At 60.5% G+C, this 23,208-nt stretch carries 18 protein-coding genes and 1 tRNA gene; 11 read left to right on the top strand and 8 right to left on the bottom strand.

Going from position 1 to position 23,208, the window contains the following annotated elements; all coding sequences use genetic code 11:
- The first annotated feature begins 14 nt into the window (after positions 1-14).
- A complete protein-coding gene (locus JQ848_RS08600) occupies positions 15-1,430 on the top strand; it encodes an aminotransferase-like domain-containing protein (protein WP_202210478.1) in 1,416 nt (471 codons plus the stop codon).
- The gene (locus JQ848_RS08605) at positions 1,387-1,830 is read left to right on the top strand and encodes a superantigen-like protein SSL4 (RefSeq protein ID WP_202210479.1); all 444 of its coding nucleotides are present in this window, start codon (positions 1,387-1,389) and stop codon (positions 1,828-1,830) included. Before JQ848_RS08600 ends, JQ848_RS08605 begins: the two co-directional genes overlap by 44 nt.
- Positions 1,831-1,975: 145 nt before the next feature.
- On the opposite strand, the gene JQ848_RS08610 is transcribed toward JQ848_RS08605, so the two are convergent.
- Positions 1,976-2,050, bottom strand: a tRNA-Gln gene (locus tag JQ848_RS08610).
- A gap of 336 nt (positions 2,051-2,386) precedes the next feature.
- A complete protein-coding gene (locus JQ848_RS08615; RefSeq protein ID WP_010656123.1) occupies positions 2,387-3,877 on the bottom strand; it encodes an MFS transporter in 1,491 nt (496 codons plus the stop codon).
- 103 nt (positions 3,878-3,980) lie between these two features.
- On the opposite strand from JQ848_RS08615, the gene JQ848_RS08620 reads away from it, so the two are divergent.
- The 6 genes from JQ848_RS08620 (at position 3,981) to JQ848_RS08645 (ending at position 11,185) form a co-directional block, all read left to right on the top strand.
- Positions 3,981-4,556, top strand: coding sequence for a TetR/AcrR family transcriptional regulator (locus tag JQ848_RS08620; RefSeq protein ID WP_127196746.1), 576 nt, complete (start codon positions 3,981-3,983; stop codon positions 4,554-4,556).
- A 176-nt stretch (positions 4,557-4,732) separates the two neighbouring features.
- On the top strand, positions 4,733-5,737 hold the full coding sequence (locus tag JQ848_RS08625) for a helix-turn-helix transcriptional regulator (RefSeq protein ID WP_003447481.1): 1,005 nt from the start codon (positions 4,733-4,735) through the stop codon (positions 5,735-5,737).
- 118 nt (positions 5,738-5,855) lie between these two features.
- Positions 5,856-7,697, top strand: coding sequence for an amidohydrolase (locus tag JQ848_RS08630; protein ID WP_202210480.1), 1,842 nt, complete (start codon positions 5,856-5,858; stop codon positions 7,695-7,697).
- Positions 7,698-7,763: 66 nt separating this feature from the next.
- Positions 7,764-9,170: a purine-cytosine permease family protein gene (locus JQ848_RS08635; protein WP_202210481.1), complete on the top strand. Its 1,407-nt coding sequence runs from the start codon at positions 7,764-7,766 to the stop codon at positions 9,168-9,170.
- Between the two features lie 177 nt (positions 9,171-9,347).
- Positions 9,348-10,103 (top strand): porin family protein, encoded by a 756-nt coding sequence (locus tag JQ848_RS08640; protein WP_235972437.1) that lies wholly within the window; start codon positions 9,348-9,350, stop codon positions 10,101-10,103.
- A gap of 23 nt (positions 10,104-10,126) precedes the next feature.
- Complete coding sequence (locus JQ848_RS08645; RefSeq protein ID WP_003447493.1) at positions 10,127-11,185, top strand: linear amide C-N hydrolase; 1,059 nt, start codon at positions 10,127-10,129, stop codon at positions 11,183-11,185.
- Between the two features lie 796 nt (positions 11,186-11,981).
- On the opposite strand, the gene JQ848_RS08650 is transcribed toward JQ848_RS08645, so the two are convergent.
- The 4 genes from JQ848_RS08650 to araD1 all read right to left on the bottom strand — a co-directional run bounded on the left by JQ848_RS08650 (position 11,982) and on the right by araD1 (position 17,582).
- On the bottom strand, positions 11,982-13,568 hold the full coding sequence (locus JQ848_RS08650) for an aldehyde dehydrogenase (NADP(+)) (protein WP_202210482.1): 1,587 nt from the start codon (positions 13,566-13,568) through the stop codon (positions 11,982-11,984).
- Between the two features lie 45 nt (positions 13,569-13,613).
- Positions 13,614-15,170: a UxaA family hydrolase gene (locus JQ848_RS08655; protein ID WP_161718501.1), complete on the bottom strand. Its 1,557-nt coding sequence runs from the start codon at positions 15,168-15,170 to the stop codon at positions 13,614-13,616.
- Positions 15,171-15,198: 28 nt separating this feature from the next.
- The gene (locus JQ848_RS08660) at positions 15,199-16,518 is read right to left on the bottom strand and encodes an MFS transporter (RefSeq protein ID WP_010656116.1); all 1,320 of its coding nucleotides are present in this window, start codon (positions 16,516-16,518) and stop codon (positions 15,199-15,201) included.
- Positions 16,519-16,583: 65 nt separating this feature from the next.
- Positions 16,584-17,582 (bottom strand): AraD1 family protein, encoded by a 999-nt coding sequence (gene araD1 / locus JQ848_RS08665; protein ID WP_010656115.1) that lies wholly within the window; start codon positions 17,580-17,582, stop codon positions 16,584-16,586.
- A 128-nt stretch (positions 17,583-17,710) separates the two neighbouring features.
- On the opposite strand from araD1, the gene JQ848_RS08670 reads away from it, so the two are divergent.
- Positions 17,711-18,628 (top strand): LysR family transcriptional regulator, encoded by a 918-nt coding sequence (locus JQ848_RS08670; protein WP_003447511.1) that lies wholly within the window; start codon positions 17,711-17,713, stop codon positions 18,626-18,628.
- A 245-nt stretch (positions 18,629-18,873) separates the two neighbouring features.
- Here the strand turns inward: JQ848_RS08670 and JQ848_RS08675 are convergent, their stop codons facing one another.
- Positions 18,874-19,497: a TetR/AcrR family transcriptional regulator gene (locus tag JQ848_RS08675; protein WP_202210483.1), complete on the bottom strand. Its 624-nt coding sequence runs from the start codon at positions 19,495-19,497 to the stop codon at positions 18,874-18,876.
- Positions 19,498-19,616: 119 nt separating this feature from the next.
- On the opposite strand from JQ848_RS08675, the gene JQ848_RS08680 reads away from it, so the two are divergent.
- Positions 19,617-20,813, top strand: a complete 1,197-nt coding sequence (locus tag JQ848_RS08680; protein ID WP_010656113.1) for an MFS transporter — start codon at positions 19,617-19,619, stop codon at positions 20,811-20,813.
- Between the two features lie 180 nt (positions 20,814-20,993).
- On the opposite strand, the gene JQ848_RS08685 is transcribed toward JQ848_RS08680, so the two are convergent.
- Positions 20,994-21,848, bottom strand: a complete 855-nt coding sequence (locus tag JQ848_RS08685) for an IclR family transcriptional regulator (protein ID WP_235972438.1) — start codon at positions 21,846-21,848, stop codon at positions 20,994-20,996.
- Positions 21,849-22,033: 185 nt separating this feature from the next.
- Between JQ848_RS08685 and JQ848_RS08690 the strand changes: the two genes are divergently transcribed.
- Positions 22,034-23,188 carry an acyl-CoA dehydrogenase family protein gene (locus JQ848_RS08690; protein ID WP_202210484.1) on the top strand — a complete coding sequence of 385 codons (1,155 nt, stop codon included), beginning with the start codon at positions 22,034-22,036 and terminating at the stop codon, positions 23,186-23,188.
- The last annotated feature ends 20 nt before the right edge of the window (positions 23,189-23,208 follow it).

A 23,208-nucleotide genomic window follows, 5' to 3' on the forward strand; every position in this document is an offset into this window, starting at 1 on the left:
GTACGGACGTTCTCATGATGTTCCTGGATTCCGCTTCGCAGGCGCCGCTGGTTAGCCAGATCGTTGCTGGCATCAGTCTGGCGATCAAACAGCAACAGTTACGCCCGGGCAGCAAATTGCCCTCGATCCGCAAGCTCTCGCAATCCCATAAGGTCAGCCACTTCACCGTTGTCGAGGCCTATGACCGGCTGGTGGCAGCGGGCTTGTTGAAAGCGGTGCCCAATGCCGGTTTCTTCGTGCGCGAACTGGCGGACAGCGTTATTTGCGCGGCGCCGGCAGAGGCTGCGGATGTGGATGCGCACGGCGAGTTCGATTTCGACGCTTACCTGTTATTGCAGCGGGCCTTCCAGCCGATGGGTACAGAGGTGCGTCCCGGGGTCGGTCTGCTGCCTGAACAGTGGGCGGACGACGATGGCCTGCAACGTAGCCTGCGGGTGCTGGCCCGAAGCGCGCCCGGGGATTTTTCCGGTTACGGCATTGCCAAAGGCAGCGCGAAACTGCGCGCCAGGCTGGTGGAGAAACTGGCCGACAGCCGGATTGCGGCCCACCCCGAACAAATCATCCTGACCGGCGGCGCCAGTCATGCACTGGATCTGGTGGTGCGTTACCTGGTGCAGCGGGGCGACCCGGTGCTGGTTGACGAGCCGGGCTATCACAACCTGTTTTTCAATCTGCATTTGCAAGGCGCCAGGCTGCTGGGTGTGCCGCGCACCCGTGACGGCATCGACCTGGAACAGCTTGAACAACTGATCGTGCAGCACCGGCCCAAGGTGTTTTTCACCAACACCCGCCTGCAATGTCCCACCGGTACCAGCCTGTCGTTGGCCATCGCCCATCGCTTGCTGCTACTGGCGCACAAGCATGATTTCCTGATTGTCGAAAACGACATCTATGCCGACCTGGACCCGAGTGGCCAGCAGGCATTGGCAGGTATGGATCAGCTGTCGCGGGTGATTTATATCGCCAGCTTTTCCAAGACCATAGCGCCGGCATTGCGGGTGGGCTTCATCGCTGCCCGCCAGGAGCTGATCGACGAGTTGCTGCCGCTGAAACTGGTCAGTGGCCTGACCACCTCGCAAATCACCGAAGAGCTGGCCCTCGAGGTGCTGCTGCAGGGACGCCATCGCAAACACGTCAAACAGCTGCAAAGCCGTCTGGCCGAGGCCCACGAGGTGGTTGGCCGGCGTTTGCGCAGTGTTGGCATGGAGCCCTATGTCGAGCCCTATGCAGGCTTGTTCCTGTGGGCGCGGCACCCGCAGATCGAAGACTCCACAGCCCTGGCGATGCAGGCCAGGGATGAAAAAATCCTCTTTGCCCCGGGGCAGTTGTTCATGCCCGATGCCCGTGTCGTGCCCTGGATCCGCTTCAACGTGGCCCATTCCATGGATGACCGGATTTACCGCTTTCTGGGGGAAATCCGCGGCGACTGACCGGACAGGCGCGCTGCTGGCGGGCGCCATTGGCACCGAGTATCACCCGCGAGAGTCGACGTTTGCCCGCTCGTCGATTCGCCAGCACGATCGGGCAGGGCAGGGCTCCAATTCCTTGAGTCATGAAGATCAAGCCAAAGATGTGGAGGTGGATATGGGTACTAACGTGCCAGAAGTACCGCGATCAACTGCTCAGGGTGCCGCAAGCAAGGGTGCAGAACCCGACTCCGCTGCCCCGGACCCGTCCGGGCCGGCCCTCGATCCGGCAGGTCCGCAAAAGGTGCCAAACAAACCCAGGCCGAACGCCGAAGCTGAAGAAAATCCGTACAGCCCGAATTTCAAATCCGAACCCGAACCCAAACCCCGGCATGACGCCGATATAGACACCCCGGGGGGTTAGCGGCCCGCGCCATATGCAGCGGCAAACACCGGTTTATGCTTCGCGCAGGGATGACTGGCGGCTTGAAACGGAAAATCAAAAGGGGGGGAGGTTTTTAAACGTGTAGCGCCTGACGGCTGGATTACACGTGGATGAATCAAGTAAATGGCAGGGGCGGCTGGATTTGAACCAACGCATGGCAGGATCAAAACCTGCTGCCTTACCGCTTGGCGACGCCCCTGTATCAACTGCATTTACTGCCCATCGATCTCTTGTGAGGTCACTCATTGCGAGTGGCATCGAGAGGATGGTTACCGTCGTTGCGAACCTTGTTTTTGGCCCGCTTCAACAATGCGCGGAAATTTACCAACATTTGTTTCATATGGGAAGCACTAATTGAAAAAAATCTCGTAAAAACAGCTGGTTACTATCAAATTGGGCCAATTCGCTGTCCAGCACCCATATTCCAGGCACGGCGCCAGATGATTAAAGGTCGCGGACAGATTTGTGTCATCGGCAAATCTGTCCGCGATTCAAAGCCCGGCAAGGTGGCCCCAGCAACAGGAGTGAAGGCTGGCTAAGCCTTCACTGGCACCTGATCCGTGGTTTTCAGGCGCACCACTATGGCGGCCACCAACAGCAACAGCGCGGATACCGCCAGTACCGCAACAAACCCCTGGTCAAACGCAGCCCGGGCCAGTGCCGAAAGGGTGGCAGCCGATTCTGTGGTCATGGCCTCGGCCGTGATCAGGGCTTCGTCCAGACTGTCGCTGACCATGGCCGGCACCTGCATCCCGGCCGGAATCACCATGCTGGCCGCGTAGACCGCCGACAGGATGCTGCCCATCAGGGTCACACCAATCGCGCCGCCCAGTTCGAATGACACTTCCTCGATAGAGGCCGCCATCCCTGCCTGATCCTGGGAGGCACTGTTCATGATGGTGCTTGAAGCGGCAGTCATGGTTGCCCCCAGCCCCAGTCCCAGCACGATCAGGCTGGCGATTTGTGCCCCGATATTGGCGTTGTACAGCAGCAGGTAAGCGGCCATGCCGATGCTCGATACCAGCAGTGCCCAGAACAGCATCCGCTGGCTACCGACGCGCTGCAGCCAGTGCCCGGTCAATGGCCCGGAGACAAATGAGGCCAGCGGCAGAGGCAAAATAAACAACCCGGCCTGCAGTGGCGACAGGCCCATCACCAGCTGTAAACGCTGGGTGAACACCAGCTCCATACCAATCAGCGCGGTGGTGGCAACCATCGCCGAGGCCACTGCTGCGGTGAACCCGGGGTTGTTGAATATCTTGAAGTCGATCATCGGTTGGGCTTTATGGCGCTGACGACGAACGAACCAAACCATGAACGCCAGGCCAATCGCGAACACAACCGCCGCCGTAGCAAACGACGGAGCGCGTTTACCCAGCTCTTTAATGGCATAGGCGATACCGATCAGGCCGATCATGACCTGGACCGAGCCCCACAAATCCCAGCGTTTTTTACTGTTGCCCGGGTGCCCGGGAATCAACATCACGCCCAGTACCAGCGCGACCAGCACGATGGGCACATTGATCAGAAACACCGAGCCCCACCAGAAGTATTCCAGCAACGCGCCACCGAGCACCGGGCCGAATGCGGCACCGCCTGACGCCACGGCGGCCCAGATACCGATCGCCATCGAACGCTCGCGCTCATCGGTGAAGGTCATGCGGATGATGGAGAGGGTCGCAGGCATCATGACCGCAGCCCCCACCGCCAGTAACGAGCGGGCAGCGATCAACCACCCGGGCGTGGGTGAGAATGCCGCGCACAGCGAAGCCACCCCGAAGATCGCCAGGCCAGCGATAAACAGCCGTTTATGGCCAAGGCGGTCACTCAGGGTGCCCATACCCAGCAGCAGGCCGGACACCACCAGCGCGTAGGAATTGACGATCCAGAGCTTTTCCGAAGCCGATGCCTGCAGCTCCCGGGTCAAAGTCGGCAGTGCGGTATAGAGCACGGTCATGTCGATAACGATCAAAAACAGGGCGCTGGAAATGATCGCCAGGATCAGCCAGCGTTGTGAATGCATCATGGTTTCACCGTTAAATCCTGTTCAAATATTGGTCATGATGGGCCTATCAAGAGTGACGCCCACTGATTACAATACGATCGTATTCTAATTCGGGAATTTTCAAATGGCCAGACCTTCCGTTATTGATCGCAACCAGCTGCTTGACGCTGCAGAGGCGCTGGTGCGCGAGGGGGGCATCGCCAGCCTGACCATAGGCGAAGTGGCCAAGGCTGCCGGAGTCAGCAAAGGCGGGGTGCAGTCGTGTTTTGGCACCAAGGACAACCTCATACAGGCGATGTATGAGCGCTGGAGCCTGGAGTTCGATGATCAGGTGCACAGCCTGGCGGGGGACGAGCCCGGGGGCATACAGCTGATTGCTGCCCACACCGCAGCCACCCGTGCCACCGATGGCATGCAGGCAGACCGGGCGGCAGGCATGATGACGGCGTTGCTCGGGGTCGACTCGCTGCGCCAGCCAACCCGTGACTGGTACCGGGCGCGGATGAATCTGGCAGACCCGCAGACAGCAGATGGACGTCGGGCCCGCCTGGCATTCCTGGCCTCTGAAGGTGCTTTCCTGCTGCGCAGCTTCGGCTTTCTGGCGATGACAGAAGACGAGTGGCAAAGCATTTTTTCCGACATCCAGACATTGCTGGCAGTGGACAGCACAGCGCCCGCGGAACAGACCGATCCTTGCTGATCGCTACTGACAGGGCGTGGCCTGTCTGTAGGAGCGAGCTTGCTCGCGAGCTTTTTTCAATGCGGCAACCATGAGCTTGCCTCGCGATGGTCTCGACGTTAACAATCACCGCGAGACAAGCTCGCTCCTGCAGGGGGCCGGTCGAGAAAGGCTACCTAACCCTTGGGATTTCAGCGATGGATACGCGCAGCAAGCAGGAAATGACCAGGCTCCTGGCGTTCAACAGTTGCCTGCTTGAGCTGGGGCGACTTGCCCGGACCCGCGGCGGTTCTCACTTCATGCAAGAGGGCCTGCAGGCATTTCGCCAGGTGGTGCCTTTTGCCAGTGCATGGTGGGGCGAGATGTCGACCTCAGCCCTCGATGTACCTCCGCAAACCTGGATGCACGGGCGTATCGACCTGCCCGAGTCGTTTGCCGGCGAATGGCACAAGGGCGCAGGCAGTGACAGCTTTTCCCGCGACACATTGAGTCAACCCGGTAAGGTCATATGTGAAAGCGGCTTTACCGATCCCTGCGCGCAAGTCGATGCCTTTGCGCGGCGCCATGATCTGTTTCATGTGATGTGTATCAGCTTTGAATTGCCCGAAAGCGGCTTGATGTTTTTTGTCTGTCTGTACCGTGGTTCATCCGCCGCGGCTTTCTGCGCCATGGAGCGCAGTCTGTTTTCAGCCTTCTGTGAGCATTTACTGCAACTGTGGCGCTTTCAGGTGCAAGACCTGATCCGCTTCGACAGCCAGGACGGACTGAGTGATTTTGCCGTTGCGCGCCTGGACGGCAGTTTGCATTACGTGGGAGCACGCCTGTGTGCAGTGATCGAGCGTGAATTTCCCGGATGGAGAGGGTCAGTGTTGCCCGCTCAGGTAAGCAGGCAACTGCAGCAGGCACCCTCGGTGATCCGCCTTGGCCGCTCGGTACTGACCCTGAGTCCCCACGCAGAGCACGTCATTCTGTCCCTTGCAGCGCCGTCGCGGGCCTCGGTACTGGCGCCCCGGGAGCGAACCGTCGCCTTGCTGTTCGCAGCAGGTCATTCCTATAAGGAAATAGCCAGAATCCTGGTGCTGAGCCCCGCGACGGTCCGTACCTATCTGCGCAACAGCTATCTGCAGCTGGGGGTTAAAAGCAAGGTCGAACTGGGTGCGGCACTTGGATTGAATCCGGCGGTGGCTGTCAGCAGCCCATGACCTCACCCTCCTCATTTGTGGAGGTTCGAAATGTTTCTGCGTTCTATAGGGTGGGCCCTGCCTGTCACGGGGCGTGGCAGCTGATTCGCACCCCACAATAAAAACAGAGGTGAGGCACTTGAAGTTTTCCGGCTTGTTCATGGCTGTTGCCACTCTGGCACTGGTGGGCTGTCAGACCCGCAGTACTGCTCCGGCAGACATGGTGATGCGCAACGGTCAGGTGTACACCGTTGATGGTCAGGACTCGGTACAGCAAGCGATCGCCGTTACAGGTGGAAAGATCGTTTATGTGGGTAACGATGCGGGGGTCAGTTCGTATATCGGCCAACAGACCCAGGTGATCGATCTGGCGGGACGCATGCTGATGCCGGGCTTTATCGATGCTCATATGCACCCCGGGGATGGGGGGCGCGCCCTGACCTTGTGTGACTTGAAATACCAGCCCCTGACTCGCCCGATGTTCCAGGCGGCGATCCAGGCGTGCCTGGATGCCAGCGCGGACAAGGGGCCCGATGTGTGGCTGGAAGTCGGCAGCTGGGATCGAATGGCAATGGTCGGTCTTGACGGCGATCCCGATAAATCGACCCTGGATGCCCTCGACACCAAACGCCCGATTCAGGTGCGCTCCTCCGACTTTCATACGGTGCTCAGCAACTCCCGTGGCCTGGCTCTGGCCGGGGTCGACCGGCACACGGCCAACCCGGCAGATGGCAAGTTCGTCAGGGATAAGGCCGGCAACCCGACCGGTATTTGTGAAGACGGTGCTGCCAATATCGTCGCTTCGGTGGTGCCCCCCGTCACTGACGCACAAAAGCTCAAGCAGATCCGCGCAGCGCTCGATGCCATGCGTGAGCAAGGTATCACCAGCTTTATGGATGCCTACTCCGGCGCTGAAAATGGCAAAGCCTTTACCACCTTGCAGCACTCGGGGGAGCTGACCGCCCGGGCATTGCTGGCGATCAGGCTGGACCCCCATGCTGCAGCTGCAGACCCGGTCAAAACCATCGCCGGGGTCAAGTCACTGGCTGCAGCCTACGATCAGGGTGAAACCAAAGTGACGCCGGGGGTGAGCCTGCGTCATGTCAAACTGTTCATGGATGGCATCATCAACGCTCCCGCAGACACCGGTGCCTTGCTGACCCCTTACTTGCATAACGCCGGCTCCGATACGGCACCAGAATGGACTCCCGGCAAAAACCTGGGGGAACTGTACTTCCCCAGGCAAGTGCTCGACCCCTTACTGTTGCAGGCGGCCCGGGCCGGCCTCGACCCGCACTTGCATGCCACTGGCGAGCGCGCCGTACGTGAGGCTCTGAACAGTATCCAGTACGTGCGCCAGCAGTTGCCGGACAATGCTTTCAGGCCCGCTATCGCCCACGCCGAGACGGTGGATCCTGCGGACTACCCGCGTTTCAAGGCGCTCGACGTGACGGCCACCATGTCTTTGCAGTGGGCCCAGCAGTCGCCGTCGGTGCTCGACAGTACCGGCGATCATCTGGGGCCCGAGCGTCTGGAACGCATGGAGCCCTTCGGCAGTATCCATAATGCCGGCGGGCGTATTGCCTACGGCAGTGACTGGCCGGTGGACCCTCTCGATCCGTTCCTGGCACTCAAGGTCGGGGTCACGCGCTCGGGTGATCCGCTGAACCCCCACAGTTTCGGTCCCGAATACGCGGGCAAGCTAAACGCCGAGCCGGCGCTGTCCCGCGCCGAGGTGATTCGCGCCATTACTTTCAACGCCGCTCAACAGTTGAATCTGGACAAGGTCCTGGGTTCGCTCGAGGTGGGAAAATTCGCCGACCTGATCGTACTGGACAAAAACTTCATGCAAGTGCCCGAGCAGGAGCTGGCGCGCAATCAAGTGCTGATGACCGTTGTCGGCGGCCAGGTGGTGTGGCGCAAGGAGCATGCGTCCGGCCTTGATCCGAAAGGGTTGTCCCGGGCTGCACTTGCCCCGTGAGGGCAGCGCCCGGGCGCAGAACATGCAACAAGCGTTTCCAATAAAAAAAATAAAGGAAGTACCCTGATGAGCAATCCCAGTGTCAGTCATCAGCGAAGTCCGCTGATTGAAACTCGCTCGATCAATTTCATTCCCGAGGCCGAGCGCCATGGCAGCCTCTATAGCCAGTTCACCCTCTGGCTCGGCGCCAACCTGCAGATCACCGCAATAGTCACCGGGGCTCTGGCCGTAGTACTCGGCGGGGATGTGTTCTGGTCGTTGATCGGCTTGTTTATCGGTCAGCTGTTTGGCGGAGCCGTGGTTGCTTTGCATGCCGCTCAAGGACCCAGACTGGGCTTGCCACAGATGATCTCCAGCCGGGTGCAGTTCGGGGTCTACGGAGCTGCCATCCCGATAGTGCTGGTGTGCCTGATGTACCTGGGCTTCAGCGCCACTGGCGCGGTACTGTCCGGGCAGGCCATTGCCCAGTTGATCGATGTCAGTGACAGCGCCGGGATCCTGATCTTTTCGGCCTGTATCGCGTTTCTGACCATTTTCGGTTATCGCGTCATCCACATCGTTGGCAAGGTGGCCAGCGTGCTGGGGATCATTGCCTTTGCCTATCTGTTTACCCGGCTGATGACGCTGCACGATATCGGCCTGTTGCTGGAAAATCGCCACTTCAGCTGGGGATCTTTCCTGCTGGCGGTGTCACTTTCGGCCTCCTGGCAGATCGCTTTCGGTCCCTATGTGGCGGACTACTCGCGCTACCTGCCGAGCGCCACGTCGTCCTGGAAAACCTTTGCTGCCGTGGGCCTGGGCACTGTAGTGGGGGCCCAGGCTTCGATGGTGCTCGGCGTGTTCGCCGCAGCACTGGCGGGCAGCAACTTTCGTGGTCATGAAGTGGCCACTATTGTCGGACTGGGCAGTAGCGGTTTGATGGCTTCATTGCTGTACCTGAGCATCGTTTTCGGCAAGGTCACGGTGTCGACCCTCAACGCCTACGGCAGCTTCATGTGCATCGCCACCATCATCAGCGGCTGGCGCAGCCACCTGGAAATAACTGCCCGCCAGCGCATGCTGTTTGTGCTGGTGATTGTCGCGGCGTCGACCACCCTCGCGTTGCTGGGGCAGGACTCGTTTTTAAATACCTTCAAGTACTTCATCCTGTTCCTGCTGACCTTTTTTACCCCCTGGAGCGCCATCAACCTGGTGGATTACTACTTCATCAACAAGGGGCGCTACGACCTCAAGGCGTTGTCCGACCCGCGGGGCCGCTACGGTCGCTGGAACGTTTTGGGCATCAGCGTGTATGTGGCAGGTGTCTTGATCCAGCTGCCCTTTGTCGACAGTCACTTCTACTCGGGGCCGATGGTTGCGCAGCTGGGCGGGGTGGATATTTCCTGGATCGTAGGGCTGGTGGTGCCAGGCATGCTCTATTACCTGCTGGCCAGAACTTCAGTGCGCGTCGTGCCTGCGGTGATCCCTCAATAGCGTCACTGCCAAACCCCCGCAGCCCTTGACGCAGGGCACAGGCTGCAGTGAGTTTCTTTGCTATACCTATTGATCAATTCGCTAGCGGGTCAATCGGGACGACAGGCAATGAGGCTCAAACCTTTGACAAGACAGACATTCAAGTCTGCATCAGTGGCTGTGCCGCTGTTGGCTTGCATGCACATGGCCCATGGTGAAGGCCCGGCGGCGACAGCCGCCGGGCCAGAGTGGCTGCTGCTGGCAAGTCCGTTTGTGTGGGCGCCGTCCATGCACGGGCAGGCGGCACTGGGCGGGGTCAACAGCAAGGTCGATGTACCGTTCTCAGAGGTCGTGCACAACCTCAGCTCAGTATTCATGGGCAACCTGGAACTGACCAATCGCACCCTGGGGTTCTACCTCGATGGTGTGTATGCCAAAACCGATCAGTCCGAGAGGGTCTACGGGCGCAAGGTCGGGCTGGCGATCACCCAGACCACCCTTGCCGGCGGTGTGTACTACCGGGTGTATGAACACGCGCTGGGGGGCGCAACGGTCTTTTCCGAGCCGCGCACCTGGCGCCTGGAACCCACTGTCGGCCTGCGCTGGACCAAACTCTCGACAAAGCTGGACGTCAACGCCCTGGGGTTCAGTATCAGCAAAAAAACCGAGTGGACGGATCCATTTGTGGGCTTGCGCACTCAGGTCGACCTGACTGATCGCTGGGTCCTTTCCGGTGAGGCCGACATCGGCGGCATGGATACAGCCTCGAAGAAAACCTGGAACGCCCAGGGATATCTGGGCTACCGAATGTACGTTGCTGATCACCCCGCCATCATTCGCGTCGGTTACCGGGTGCTGTCCCAGGAGTACCGGACCACCGACTTCACCGGCAACAAGTTCAAATACGATGTGACCCAGCGCGGACCGGTGCTGGGCCTGTCCATGCGGTTTTAGTCCGTCTTCAAGGAGGCCAAGGAATGCAGTTGCTCAAACAAACCCGATACCTGGCGCTGGCGCTGGCAGGCTTTAGCCTGGCGCTACCGGTGGCCGATGCCTGCACCCGCCTGGTGTACCTGGGCGATAACCAGAATGTGATTACGGCACGCTCCATGGACTGGAAAACCGATGTGGCGACCAATCTGTGGATCTTCCCGCAAGGCATGCAGCGAACTGGAGAAGTGGGCGCCGGCTCACTGAAATGGACCTCTAAATACGGCAGTGTGATTGCCACCGGCTATGACATTTCCACCACCGACGGGGTGAACGAAGCCGGGCTCTCGGCCAACCTGCTGTGGCTGGTGGAGTCGGAGTATCCGCCGGTGCATAAAGGCAAACCCGGGCTGAGCATTGCGGCCTGGGCGCAGTATGTTCTGGATAATTTCAGCAGTGTTGCCGAAGCGGTTGCGGTGCTGGAAACCGAGCCCTTCACCGTGGTCACTGCGCAGGTGCCGGGTGAAAGTCGTCTGGCCACCCTGCATCTTTCGATGTCTGACGCCTCGGGTGACAGTGCAATCATTGAATACATCGATGGCAAGCAGGTGATCCACCATGACCGACGCTATCAAGTGATGACCAACTCACCAGCATTCGATGCGCAACTGGCAATGAATGCGTACTGGCAAGCTATTGGCGGCACGGTAATGCTCCCCGGCACCAACCGTTCGGCCGACCGTTTTGCGCGGGCATCCTTTTATGTCAATGCCGTGCCCAAATCCGAAGACCCGCGCTCCTCACTGGCCAGCGTATTCAGTGTGATCAGGAACGTTTCGGTGCCTTACGGCATTACCACGCCCGGCGAGCCGAACATCTCGTCGACCCGCTGGCGATCGGTGATCGACCACAAGCGCGGTTTGTACTTCTTTGAATCGGCGATCAGCCCCAACACGTTTTGGGTCGACCTGAACCGGATTGATTTTTCGAAAGCCACGGGAGCGGTAAAAAAACTGGACCTGGGGCCGGACCAGAGCACGATTTACTCGGGTGAAGTTTCAAACCGGTTTCAAGTGACCCCGGCCTTCAAGTTCGAAGGGGCCTGAGGACACCTGACCCTGTAGGAGCGAGCTTGCTCGCGAGCTTTTTATCGAGCCGATATTGATGCCATGTGAACGCGGCAATCTTGAGAAGCTCGCGAGCAAGCTCGCTCCTACAGGGGTTTGTGGTGGCCGGCGGTAATCTTGTGGGAGCTGGCTTGCCAGCGATGCCATCACTGCGGTCTGGCTGAACGAGCGAGGTGCCAATGGATCGCGAGCAAGCTCGCTCCTACAGGAATTTGTGGTGGCCGGCGGATCCTGTGGGAGCTGGCTTGCCAGCGATGGCATCACTGCGGTCTGGCGGAACGACCGAGACGCCAATGGCTCGCGAGCAAGCTCGCTCCTACAGGGGTTGTAGTGGCTGGCGGATCTTGTGGGAGCTGGCTTGCCAGCGATGGCATCACTGCGGTCTGGCTGAGCGAGCGAGGTGCCAATGGATCGCGAGCAAGCTCGCTCCTACAGGGATTTGTGGTGGCCGGCAGCAATCTTGTGGGAGCTGGCTTGCCAGCGATGAAATCACTGCGGTCTGTCTGAACGAGCGAGGTGCCAGTGGATCGCGAGCAAGCTCGCTCCTACAGGGATTTGTGGTGGCCGGCGGTAATCTTGTGGGAGCTGGCTTGCCAGCGATGAAATCACTGCGGTCTGTCTGAACGAGCGAGGTGCCAATGGATCGCGAGCAAGCTCGCTCCTACAGGATTTGTGGGAGCTGGCTTGCCAGCGATGGCATCACTGCGGTCTGTCTGAACGACCGAGATGCCAATGGATCGCCAGCAAGCTCGCTCCTGCAAAAAACATCCCTCCCTCAGGTAGCCAGCGGGTTTCGGCTGCTTTCACCGTTGACCAGACGCTGGATACCCAACGGGTTGGCGTTTTTCAACGCGTCCGGCAGCAGGCTGTCGGGGTAGTTCTGGTAGCACACCGGGCGCAGAAAACGGTCAATGGCCAGGGTGCCGACCGAGGTGCCGCGGGCATCGGAGGTCGCCGGGTACGGCCCGCCGTGGACCATCGCGTCACAGACTTCGACGCCGGTCGGGTAGCCGTTGAGCAGCAGGCGTCCGGCCTTCTGCTCCAGCACCGGCACCACCTCGGCGAACGCCTGCAGGTCCGCAGGTTCGGCAATCAGTGTCGCAGTCAGTTGGCCATGCAGGCTATGCAACGCCTGCAGCAACTGGGCCTTGTCTGCCACTTCGACAATCACGGTGGTCGGTCCGAACACTTCTTCCTGCAACACCTCGGCGCCGTCGATCAACAGGCTGGCATCGGCCTGGAACAGCTGCGGGCTGGCCTGATTGCCGTGTTGTCCGGAGCCTGCGATATGACGGATGCCGGCCACTTCTGCCAGGCGCTTGATGCCTTTGCTGTAGCTGTGCAAACCGCCTGCATTGAGCAGGGTTTGCGCAGGCTGGTTGCTGAAAAACTGGCTGAGTGCTTCGACAAAGCCACTGAACTCGGGGGAACGGATACCCAGCACCAGACCCGGGCTGGTACAGAACTGGCCGGCACCCTGCATCACCGAAGCGCCCAGCTCCAGGGCCAGTTTCTCGCCGCGTGCAGCCAGGGCCCGGGGCAGCATCAACACCGGGTTGATGCTCGACATCTCGGCAAATACCGGGATTGGCTGCGGCCTGGCCGCTGCCATGTCACACAGGGCACGTCCGCCCGCCAGCGACCCGGTAAAGCCGACGGCCTGAATCGCCGGATGCTTGACCAGGGTGGCGCCGACACCGGCGCCGTAGATCATGTTGAATACCCCGGCCGGCATGTCGGTGCGGGTGGCTGCGCGCTCAATGGCCTGGGCCACCAGATCGGCAGTCGCCATATGCCCGCTGTGGGCCTTGAACACCACCGGGCAACCGGCTGCGAGGGCCGATGCGGTATCGCCGCCGGCAGTGGAGAATGCCAGCGGAAAATTGCTGGCGCCAAACACGGCTACCGGGCCGACCCCGATGCGCCACTGGCGCAGATCTGCCCGGGGCAGGGGCTGGCGGTCGGGCAGGGCCTGATCGATACGGGCACCGTAAAAATCCCCCCGGCGCAGTACGCTGGCGAACAGGCGCATTTGCCCGCTGGTGCGGCCACGCTCGCCCTGGATACGCCCGGCAGGCAAGGCGGTTTCACGACACACAATGGCCACGAAATCGTCCCCCAGGGCGTCGATTTCATCGGCGACGGCTTCCAGAAACTCGGCCCGGCGGCTTGCCGGTAAACCACGGAACGCCGGGAATGCGGCGCTGGCAGCCATGGCTGCGGCATCGACTTCGGCCTCGGTGGCCTGGATAAAGGTATACGGCAATGCTTCGCCGGTGCTGGCATCAAGGCTTTGCAAATGTACGGTGCCGGCAGCGCAGCGCTGCCCGGCGATAAAATTTTGACCGCTGATGTGTGTCATCTGTGTGTCCTCAATAGAATCGGTGAAACCTGTGGGGGTGTGTACTCAGGTAATAGCCCCGATCTGCCAGGGTACAAATTCGTTCTGACCGTACCCGTGCTGCTCGCTTTTGCTGCGCTCGCCCGAAGCAATGCGCAGCATCATGCGGTAGATGTATTCGCCGCGTTCTTCGATGGTCATGCTGCCATCGGCTATGCCGCCGCAGTTCACGTCCATGTCTTCTTCCTGGGTTTCCCAGAGTCGGGTATTGGTCGCCAGCTTGATCGAAGGCGAGGGCGCACAGCCGTATGCCGAGCCCCGGCCTGTGGTAAAGGCGATCAGGTTGGCGCCGCCAGCGACTTGCCCGGTGGCAGAAATCGGGTCGTAGCCCGGGGTGTCCATAAACACCAGGCCATGGGCGCGGACTGTTTCTGCATATTCATAAACATCCACCAGATCACTGGAGCCTGCCTTGGCCACCGCACCCAGGGATTTTTCCAGAATGGTGGTCAACCCTCCGGCCTTGTTGCCCGCCGACGGATTGTTGTTGAGCTCGGCGTTCATCCGCTTGCAGTAGTCCTCCCACCAGTGGATGCGCTTGATCAGCTTCTCGCCCACCTCCTGGCTGACGGCGCGGCGGGTGAGCAAATGCTCGGCGCCATAGACTTCCGGGGTTTCGGACAGGATGGCGGTACCGCCTGCCGCCACCAGCCGGTCGACCGCATTGCCCAGCGCCGGGTTGGCGGTGATGCCCGAGTAGCCATCCGAGCCGCCGCATTGCAGGCCGATAATCAAGTGGCTGGCGCTGACGGGCTGGCGTTCTACCTGGTTGGCCCGGGCCAGCAGGGACTTGACCTGCTCGATGCCGCTGGCGATGGTTTTCGAGGTGCCGCCCGTGGCCTGGATGGTAAAGGCACGCAGGAACTCGCCTTTTTCCAGGCCCTGGGCCGCCAGCAAATCGGCGATCTGGTTGGTTTCGCAACCCAGGCCGATCATCAGCACCGATGCGAAATTGGGGTGCACCGCATAACCGCCCAGGGTGCGGCGCAACATGGCCAGGGCTTCGCCGCCCGGGTCCACGGCACAGCCGAAGCTGTGGGTCAGGGCAACCACCCCGTCAACATTGGGGTAGTCGATCAGGGCCTGGGGATTGATATCACGACGGAAATGATCGGCAATGGCCTTGGCCACGGTTGCCGAACAGTTAACCGAAGTCAGGATGCCGATGTAGTTGCGGGTGGCGACCCGGCCATCGGCCCGCACTATGCCCATGAAGGTGTCGCTGGTCTGGGGCCCGACCCCGCGCGCGTCGACGCCAAAAGCGTAATCGCGGGAGAAGTCGCCCATCACCAGGTTGTGCACATGCACATGCTCCCCGGCCTTGATCCGCTGGCTGGCGAAGCCAATGATCTGGCCGTAGCGGCGCAGCGGCTGGCCGGGTTCGATAGTGCGGGTCGCAATCTTGTGCCCGGAAGGAATCGGGTTCAACGCCACCAGCCCTTCAGCTTCCAGCACCAGGCCCTGTGGAATGGGCTGCCGGGCAATCAGTACATCGTCCAGCGGGTTGAGGCGGATCACGGCATTGGCAGCATTTTCGCTGCCTGTTTTAGTTATCAGTTGCATCACGGTTACCCCAATGGAGCGCAGTGGCTCAGGCCAGTCCGCGTTCACGGTAGTCAATGAGGGAAGAAAACAGCATCAGGCCGAACGCCATGACCACAAAGAAGATCAGCGCCAGGAAATACGAACCGGTGAACTGCACGATCAGGCCGATCAGGATGGGCACGATAACTCCGACCATATTGCCGCAGAAGTTCATGCTGCCACCCAGTACTCCGGCTTTGGATTTGCCCCCCAGAATGGCCGGCAGGCACCAGTACATACCGCACCAGCGGATAAAAAACAGCGCCACACAGAGCAGGGAAATGACGGTGACGGCGTCCGGGGTGTAAGCCACCAGCAGGATGCACAGCGCGGCAATGGCCGCCGAACCGCCGAACATGCAACGCATCACCTTGTTGGGCGCGCCGCCTGCGTCTTTCCATTTGTCCGCGAGCCAGCCGCCAAAGATTTCACCGATAAAACCGCACATGAAAATCAGGAACGTGGCGCCGCCCATGGCCTTGATATCCAGGTTGTGGGCCTTGTGCAGATAGCTCGGCATCCAGGTCAACAGGCCGTAGAACACACTGTTGTAGCAGGCATACCCGGCAAACATGGCCAGCACCGAGCGGCTTTTGAGCAGGTCCTTGAGAATGGCCTTGCGTTCGCCGTGGGTGCGGGCCGCTTCGGCATTGGCGTCGGTGATGTAAGCCAGTTCGGCCGCGTTGACCTTGGGGTGCTCGGCCGGGCTGTTGCGGATGTACCACCAGGCCCAGACGCCGACGATCATGGTGCCGACCCCGGCAATCACGAACGCAATCCGCCAGGAGTCAAACCAGGTAATCAGCCCGGCGATGATGATGGCGCCGAACGCGGTTCCCAGAGGGGCTCCGCCGTCCACCAGGGTCGCGCCGCGTCCACGTTCGTTAGGCGTTAGCCAAGCGCCGTTCAACTTGGCGCCGGCGGGCATGATCGGTGATTCGGCAACGCCCAGGCCGATACGGGTGGCCAGTAGCGTGATCCAGCTGTGGGCACCACCGGCAATGGCTTGAAAAAAGCCCCAGCCCACGGTGGCAACACCGACGATATTGCGCACTTGAAAGCGGTCCAGCAGCATCCCGCCGGGGATCTGCATTAATGCGTACGACCAAAAAAACGCACTGAGCATCAAGCCTTCCAGGGCCGGCGTCATTTCAAACTCGGCGGAAATCAGCGGCATCGCCACCGACAGCGAAGCGCGGTCGATGTAGTTGATCGCCGACAACAGCAGCAGGATCAGGAATATGCGCCAGCGCACGGTGGTTGGACGCGACGCATCCGCGTGATCGGCCAGCGTGGACGACGCAGGCGCTGAAGTTTTGAGGTTCATACGTGTCTCGATTTTTATATTTTTTATCAAGCGAGGCGGGTCTTTTGGCAGACCCGCAAAGCGATTTACAGTGGTTTTACCTTGCCGGCGGGCAGCTCGGCAGCACCGGCCTGGATACCATTGACCAAAGGCTCGCCAAACTCGGCCATGCTGATTTCGAACCGGTCGCCTTCACGGGTCTGAATCTGGTCGGCAAAGGACAGGGTGGCGGTGCCGAAGAAGTGCACATGCACATCGCCGGGGCGCAGGAATTGCGCATATTTGAAGTGATGGTATTCAAGGTTTTCAAGGCTGTGGCACATGTTGTCCTCACCGCTCAGAAACTCTTTTTCCCAGATCACCTCATCGCCCCGCAGGATGCGGCTCATCCCGCTCAGATGACGTGGCAGCTCACCGACCCGCAGTTCCGGGCCGTAGCTGCAGTTACGCAACTTGGAGTGGGCCAGGTACAGGTAATTGCGGCGCTCCATGACGTGGTCGGAAAATTCGTTGCCCAGGGCAAAACCGACGCGGTACGGCTTGGCGTCTTCGCCGATCACATACAGGCCGGTCAACTCGGGCTCTTCGCCGGCATCCTCGGCGAATGGCGGCGTGTCAAAGGCCGCGCCCGGGCGAACCACAATCGATCCGTCGCCCTTGTAGAACCACTCGGGCTGGACCCCCGGGGTGCCCGCAGGCGGGCGTCCGCCTTCGATGCCCCACTGGAAAATCCGTGCGGTATCGGTCATGGCGGCCTGCTCGCCGGCGTTTTTCTGGTGCATTTTGTCGCGGGTCGAAGCGCTGCCCAGATGGGTCAGGCCCGTGCCGCTGACCAGGCAATGGGCCGGGTCCTGGTGATCGAGCGGCGGCAAGACCCGGCCTTCGAGCAAAGTCTGGCGATAACTGTAGGGACTTGGCTCGGTGCCGCGTTCCAGCACCTCTTCCACCAGGCCGTGGCCCTTGGCAATGGCGCTGAGCGCCAGCTCCCGGGTAGTGTCGGTGGCGCGCACCACATGGATTTCATCGCCTTCAATAACACCGACCTGTCGTGTGCCACGGGTGGTTTCAAACTGGATTAAACGCATGGAGTGAGCTCTTCGCAGGTTATTTTTATCGCGAGCCGTAACGGCTCTTCTGGGGCTCACTTTAATTTTTGTCAGAGATGCTGCCTAATGACAGATGCTGATTGAGCGATAACCATTAGTCATCCCCTATGCTGCCATCCCTCACCACCATCATTTCCCGCCTGCGCCTCAAGCAACTGCGTTTGCTGATTGCCCTGGACGAACACGGCTCCCTGCACAAGGCGGCCGAATCCGTGGCGATCACCCAGCCCGGTGCGACCAAGGCGTTGCATGAAATCGAATCGACCCTGGGTTCAACCCTGTTCGAGCGCACGACCAAAGGTCTGACCCCCAACGACCTTGGGCGCTGCGTGATTCGTTATGCGCGGCTGATCCACACTGACGTGGCGCATTTGCGTGAAGAAATGCTCGGCATCATGCAGGGCCACGGTGGTCGCCTGTCGGTGGGGGTGATCATGGGCGCAGTGCCGGCACTGGTGGAATGCCTGGCGCGTTTGCGGGCCAAACAGCCGCAACTGTCGGTGGAGATTGTCGAAGACACCAGCGCCCGCTTGCTGCTACTGCTGGATGAAGGGCGGCTGGACCTTGCCCTTTGTCGCACCAGCGTCAGCCGGCACCCGGCGGCATATGACTGCCACCTGCGGGATCAGGAACCGCTGGTGGTGGTCGCCAGCCCCCGCCATCGGTTTGCCGGTCGCGCATCCCTGGAGTTGAGTGATCTGGCTGATTCGGCGTGGGTGGTGTTCCCGGTCAACATGCCGATGCGCCTGACCCTGGAGCGCGAGTTCAGAGAGGCGGGGCTGAACTTCCCGACCTACCCGATTGAAACCTCATCCACCTTCACCACGCTCTCGTTATTGCTGCAAGACCCGGATCTGGTCGCCGTGATGCCGGTGGATGTGGCGCAGATGGCGGTTACCCACGGCATGCTGGTGCATTTGCCGCTAGAGCTGAAATCCCGCAGCGAGCCTTACGAAATCGTCACCCGCCACGGCATCTCGCTCACGCCGGCAGCTCAGTTGCTGGTGGACCAGCTGGCCTTGTAGGAGCGCCATCTGCAGACCAGCCCCTGTAGGAGCGAGCTTGCCTCGCGATAGAGCAATGTCAGCGCCGGATGCATAGACTGACTCACCGCCATCGCTGGCAAGCCAGCTCCCACAGGGTGGTAGCGGTTGCATCCCACCCACCCCACCGTAGGAGCGAGCTTGCTCGCGAGCTGTTGGCGATTCGAAATACCGCACTGAAAAGCCCGCTCCTACAGGGTGTCCGGGCCAGAGATGAGCGAGCCCTTTCAATCCGCTGTGTCGCTGCGCATGGCATCCCAGGCGCTCATTACCTGAGTAATGGCAGCCTCCATCACGCCATGGGCTACGCCATCTCTGGCCAGGGTTGTAAGCCCCAGCAAAAAGCTTTCAAACACCGTGGCCAGGGCGACGGGACTGGTTTTTGCCAGCAACTCGCCCGAGGCAATGCCGCGCTCCACACAGGCAACAAACCCGGCCCGGTTGCGCGCCCGGGCTGCGGCGAGCGGGGCGCAAATGGCGATGGCTTCAGCCGAGCTGGCACTCATAAGTCCCAACGCCACCAGACAACCCCGGGGGTGGCCATCCTCGCATTGCATTCTGGCGGAGCCACGCAATGTCCTTTCAATTGCCTCGCGGGCAGGCAACTGCAGGTCAAACAGGCATTCGGTGACCTGGCCATGGGTGTTCAGGTAGCGCTCCATGACTTCCTTGAACAAGGCTTCCTTGGAGCCGAAGGCCGCGTAAAAACTGGGCGCGGAGATGCCGGAGCCGATGCTCGCCTTGAGCTGGCTGAGTGAAGTCGAGTCGTAGCCGTGCTCCCAGAACAGGTGCATGGCCTGGGTGATTGCCGCATCCCGGTCAAACGTACGTGGGCGTCCCATCTGTGCCATTGGAGTCTCCTCGGTAACAGGACTTAAATACTATTCGATACAAAAGTCGTTGACCATTGTTCTTTCCCGTGACTACATATGTACTAATCGATACATAACTAACAAGGCTGGAACAAGCGATGGCGGCAGCACAACACAACACTGAACGATTACCCATGGGGGCACTGCTCGCGCTGGCCATGACCGGCTTCATTTGTATCGTGACCGAGACCTTGCCAGCGGGTTTGCTGGCACAAATCAGCAGCGGTCTGCAGGTTTCATCTTCACTGGCAGGGCAGATGGTCACGGTGTATGCGCTGGGATCCCTGCTGGCCGCCATCCCGCTGACCATTGCCACCCAGGGCTGGCGTCGGCGCAATGTGCTGCTGTTGACGATTGTCGGCTTTTTGCTGTTCAACTCGATTACCGCCTGGTCTTCCAGCTATGGCGTGACCCTGGTTGCGCGCTTTTTTGCCGGTGCCTCTGCAGGTCTGGCCTGGAGCCTGCTGGCGGGGTATGCCCGGCGCATGGTGGCACCGCACCTGCAGGGGCGGGCGATGGCAGTGGCCATGGTCGGCACGCCGATCGCGCTCTCGCTCGGCGTACCCTTGGGCACATGGTTGGGGGCAATGGTGGGCTGGCGCACGGCCTTTGGCCTGATGTCGGGTCTGACCCTGGTGCTGATGGTCTGGGTTCTGGTCAAGGTGCCCGATTATCCGGGGCAGTCGGCATCGCAGCGCACCGGTCTGCGGCAGGTGCTGCTGACGCCGGGGGTGCGCTCCGTGCTTGGGGTGGTGATGACCTGGATGCTGGCGCACAACATTCTCTACACCTACATCGCACCTTTCGTGGCGCCGGCAGGTCTGGGCAATGACGTCGATATCGTGCTGCTGGTATTCGGTCTTGCGGCGCTGGTGGGGATCTGGCTCACCGGCAGGCTGGTGGATCGGCACTTGCGCAAAGCGGTGCTGGCAAGCCTTGGGACATTCGCTGCGATCGCGCTGGTATTTGGTTTTTTTGCTCAATCAGTGGCGGTGATATACACCGGCGTGCTGGTGTGGGGCTTATCGTTTGGCGGTGCTGCCACCTTGCTGCAAACCGCATTGGCGGACTCTGCAGGCGAGGGCGCCGATGTTGCGCTGTCATTGAACGTGGTGGTCTGGAACAGCGCCATTGCGATCGGCGCACTGACCGGTGGCGTGTTGCTGGATCAGGTCGGGGTTGGCATCTTTCCCTGGGTATTGCTGGTGCTGTTGCTGGCGGGACTGTGGATTGTATTCAGTGCCCGTAACCACGGCTTTCCCGAAGGTCAGCGGCAATTGCCAGACTTATCGTAGCCCCCCGATGATAATCGCTGCGTGACCGGACGCAGCCTGCGCCAACGGCTACAAAATGCGCGGATTGTGTAGTCGCTGATCAGGAACCAGGCTGTGATAAGGGCCCCAAGGCCCTCAGTTGCGGGGCCTGCTGCGCAGTCCATCGCCGCCCCGTGCCTGGTCCGCGACCTCAAGCCCCGATCAGTAAATCCCCAGCATGCCCTCGATGCTGCGCACCATCGATACCAGCCTTGGCCCGATATCGTTTTTAAGTTGCCCCTCATTCAACATAAAGGCCGAAACCCCGCAGTTGAATACCAGGATTTCGCCATCCGGCATGGGCCGCATCGGCACCGCAACCGCATGGATCTCACGCCGCAGATCACCATAGGACACGCAAAATCCGCGCTGGTTATATTCCTGCACACTCTCTTCGATGCGGGTCTGGAACATCTTCCAGTCGTCAGGGGTTTTGACTTTGATTTCGTTGAGCAATGCCGTGCGCTCTTCCCGTGAAGAGGCAGCAATCAATGCCCGCCCCATGGCCGTGCGCACAATCGGATAGCTCAAGCCAACATCCGGTGGATGGCTCATGGGCGCCGCACTGCGGCTGCTCTCCAGATACACCACGCTGAGCCGGTCACGCATGCCAAGGGAAACCGAACCGCGAATATGATCGGCCATCTCTTTCATGAAAGGCCGGGCGATTTGCCGGATGTTGAGGCTGGCGAGCAACGGATAGCCCAGGGATAAAACAGCCGAACCCAACTGGTATTTATTGTTCAGACGATTGATCCGCAAATAGCCCAGGCGCACCAGGGTGTAGGTGAAACGCGAGATTGTCGCTTTCGCCATACCGGTGCGTGACGCCAGTTCGGCATTGCCCAGTTGCGTGTCCCGCGGGGTAAAGCAATGCAGGATCTCCAGGCCGCGGGCCAGGGTCGCGGCAAATTGCCGGTCATCCGCGAACTCATCCGCCACGTAATGCCTGGCCGGGGAATGCCAATCCCCCGGGGCGGCATGGGCGCCTGAATCGCGCTGATGCAGCGCCGTCATAGGCAGGCGCCTGCGCTTGTCATTTATCTCCACAAGCAGTCTCCGGATCATGATCAATGGTTGAACAATGCGCGTTGTGTTCCAACTATTCAAACAGTGTTCTGCACAGCCGAACACTGTTTGCTTATGGTCCGGGGTGGATGCCATATGTTCGCCAACAACTATAAAAACAGGCGGGACCTACCATGATCAGAGATCATCAGACGTTCGACATTTTTTTGCATGAGACGCGCCGTTTCGTCACTGAGCGGGCAATCCCCAGAGAAACCGAGATCGAGCGCCTCGATGAGGTACCTGCCGATCTGGTCCAGGCCCTGCGCGAGGGCGGATTCTTCGGGTGGAGTATCCCCGAAAACTATGGCGGCGCCGGCCTGAGCACCGAAGAGCTGGTGTTGGCTGCATTCGAGCTGTCGCAATCTGCGGTGGCCATCCGGGCGCGGGTAGGCACCAACACCGGTATCGGCTCCGAGGGCATAGTGGTTGACGGCACCGAGGAGCAGAAGCAGCGCTATCTGCCGCGCATGGCCACTGGCGAGTGGACCGGCTGCCTGGCCGTCACCGAGCCGGACGCCGGCTCGGAAGCCACCAATGTGCAGACCAGCGCCCGACGCGATGGCGATGACTACATTCTCGATGGCGAGAAGTGCTACATCACCAACGGCCCCATCGCCGACGTCTTTACCGTCACTGCCCGCACCCAGCCGGGCACCACCGGGGCCAAAGGCGTATCGGCGTTTATTGTCGAACGCGGCATGCCCGGCCTGTCCACGGGGCCGGCCTATCGCAAGATGGGGCAGGCCGGCTCACCCGTGGGCGCGGTGTTCTTCAATCAGTGCCGGGTGCCTGCCGCCAATCTCATCGGCGGTGTCGAAGGCTGCGGTTTCAAGACCGTGATGAAAACCCTGAACAAGCAACGCATCCACCTGGCGGCCCTGTCCACCGGGCCGGCGATGCGCATGCTGGAAATGGCCATTGAACACACCTCCCGGCGTGTGCAGTTCGGCCAGCCGGTGGCCAGTCACCAGTTGGTACAGGCCATGATTGCCGACTGCCAGACCGAGATCTACGCCGCCCGCTCGATGATTGTGGAAACCGCGCGCAAACGCGACCGGGGCGAGGACGTGGTGCTCGAAGCGTCGATGTGCAAGTACTTCGCGACCGAGATGTGCGGGCGGGTGGCTGATCGCTGTGTGCAGATGTTCGGCGGTGCCGGTTACATCGCCGACCATGCCGCCATCGAGCGCTGGTATCGGGATGTGCGGCTGTTCCGCCTCTACGAAGGCACCAGCCAGATCCATCAGCTCAACATCGCCAAACAGGTACTGGCGGCCCATCGCTAAGGCCGGCCCATCTCCTCCGT

The sequence above is a fragment of the Pseudomonas paraversuta genome (genome assembly GCF_904067025.1).
Classification (GTDB): domain Bacteria; phylum Pseudomonadota; class Gammaproteobacteria; order Pseudomonadales; family Pseudomonadaceae; genus Aquipseudomonas; species Aquipseudomonas paraversuta.

What these genes read in the sequence shown, in the direction of transcription:
- JQ848_RS08600 (WP_202210478.1), top strand. Translation starts at nt 15, where the DNA reads ATGATGTTCCTGGATTCCGCTTCGCAGGCGCCGCTGGTTAGCCAGATC.
- JQ848_RS08605 (WP_202210479.1), top strand. Translation starts at nt 1,387, where the DNA reads ATGACCGGATTTACCGCTTTCTGGGGGAAATCCGCGGCGACTGACCGG.
- JQ848_RS08615 (WP_010656123.1), bottom strand. Translation starts at nt 3,877, where the DNA reads ATGATGCATTCACAACGCTGGCTGATCCTGGCGATCATTTCCAGCGCC.
- JQ848_RS08620 (WP_127196746.1), top strand. Translation starts at nt 3,981, where the DNA reads ATGGCCAGACCTTCCGTTATTGATCGCAACCAGCTGCTTGACGCTGCA.
- JQ848_RS08625 (WP_003447481.1), top strand. Translation starts at nt 4,733, where the DNA reads ATGGATACGCGCAGCAAGCAGGAAATGACCAGGCTCCTGGCGTTCAAC.
- JQ848_RS08635 (WP_202210481.1), top strand. Translation starts at nt 7,764, where the DNA reads ATGAGCAATCCCAGTGTCAGTCATCAGCGAAGTCCGCTGATTGAAACT.
- JQ848_RS08640 (WP_235972437.1), top strand. Translation starts at nt 9,348, where the DNA reads ATGCACATGGCCCATGGTGAAGGCCCGGCGGCGACAGCCGCCGGGCCA.
- JQ848_RS08645 (WP_003447493.1), top strand. Translation starts at nt 10,127, where the DNA reads ATGCAGTTGCTCAAACAAACCCGATACCTGGCGCTGGCGCTGGCAGGC.
- JQ848_RS08650 (WP_202210482.1), bottom strand. Translation starts at nt 13,568, where the DNA reads ATGACACACATCAGCGGTCAAAATTTTATCGCCGGGCAGCGCTGCGCT.
- JQ848_RS08655 (WP_161718501.1), bottom strand. Translation starts at nt 15,170, where the DNA reads ATGCAACTGATAACTAAAACAGGCAGCGAAAATGCTGCCAATGCCGTG.
- JQ848_RS08660 (WP_010656116.1), bottom strand. Translation starts at nt 16,518, where the DNA reads ATGAACCTCAAAACTTCAGCGCCTGCGTCGTCCACGCTGGCCGATCAC.
- araD1 (WP_010656115.1), bottom strand. Translation starts at nt 17,582, where the DNA reads ATGCGTTTAATCCAGTTTGAAACCACCCGTGGCACACGACAGGTCGGT.
- JQ848_RS08670 (WP_003447511.1), top strand. Translation starts at nt 17,711, where the DNA reads ATGCTGCCATCCCTCACCACCATCATTTCCCGCCTGCGCCTCAAGCAA.
- JQ848_RS08675 (WP_202210483.1), bottom strand. Translation starts at nt 19,497, where the DNA reads ATGGCACAGATGGGACGCCCACGTACGTTTGACCGGGATGCGGCAATC.
- JQ848_RS08680 (WP_010656113.1), top strand. Translation starts at nt 19,617, where the DNA reads ATGGCGGCAGCACAACACAACACTGAACGATTACCCATGGGGGCACTG.
- JQ848_RS08685 (WP_235972438.1), bottom strand. Translation starts at nt 21,848, where the DNA reads ATGACGGCGCTGCATCAGCGCGATTCAGGCGCCCATGCCGCCCCGGGG.
- JQ848_RS08690 (WP_202210484.1), top strand. Translation starts at nt 22,034, where the DNA reads ATGATCAGAGATCATCAGACGTTCGACATTTTTTTGCATGAGACGCGC.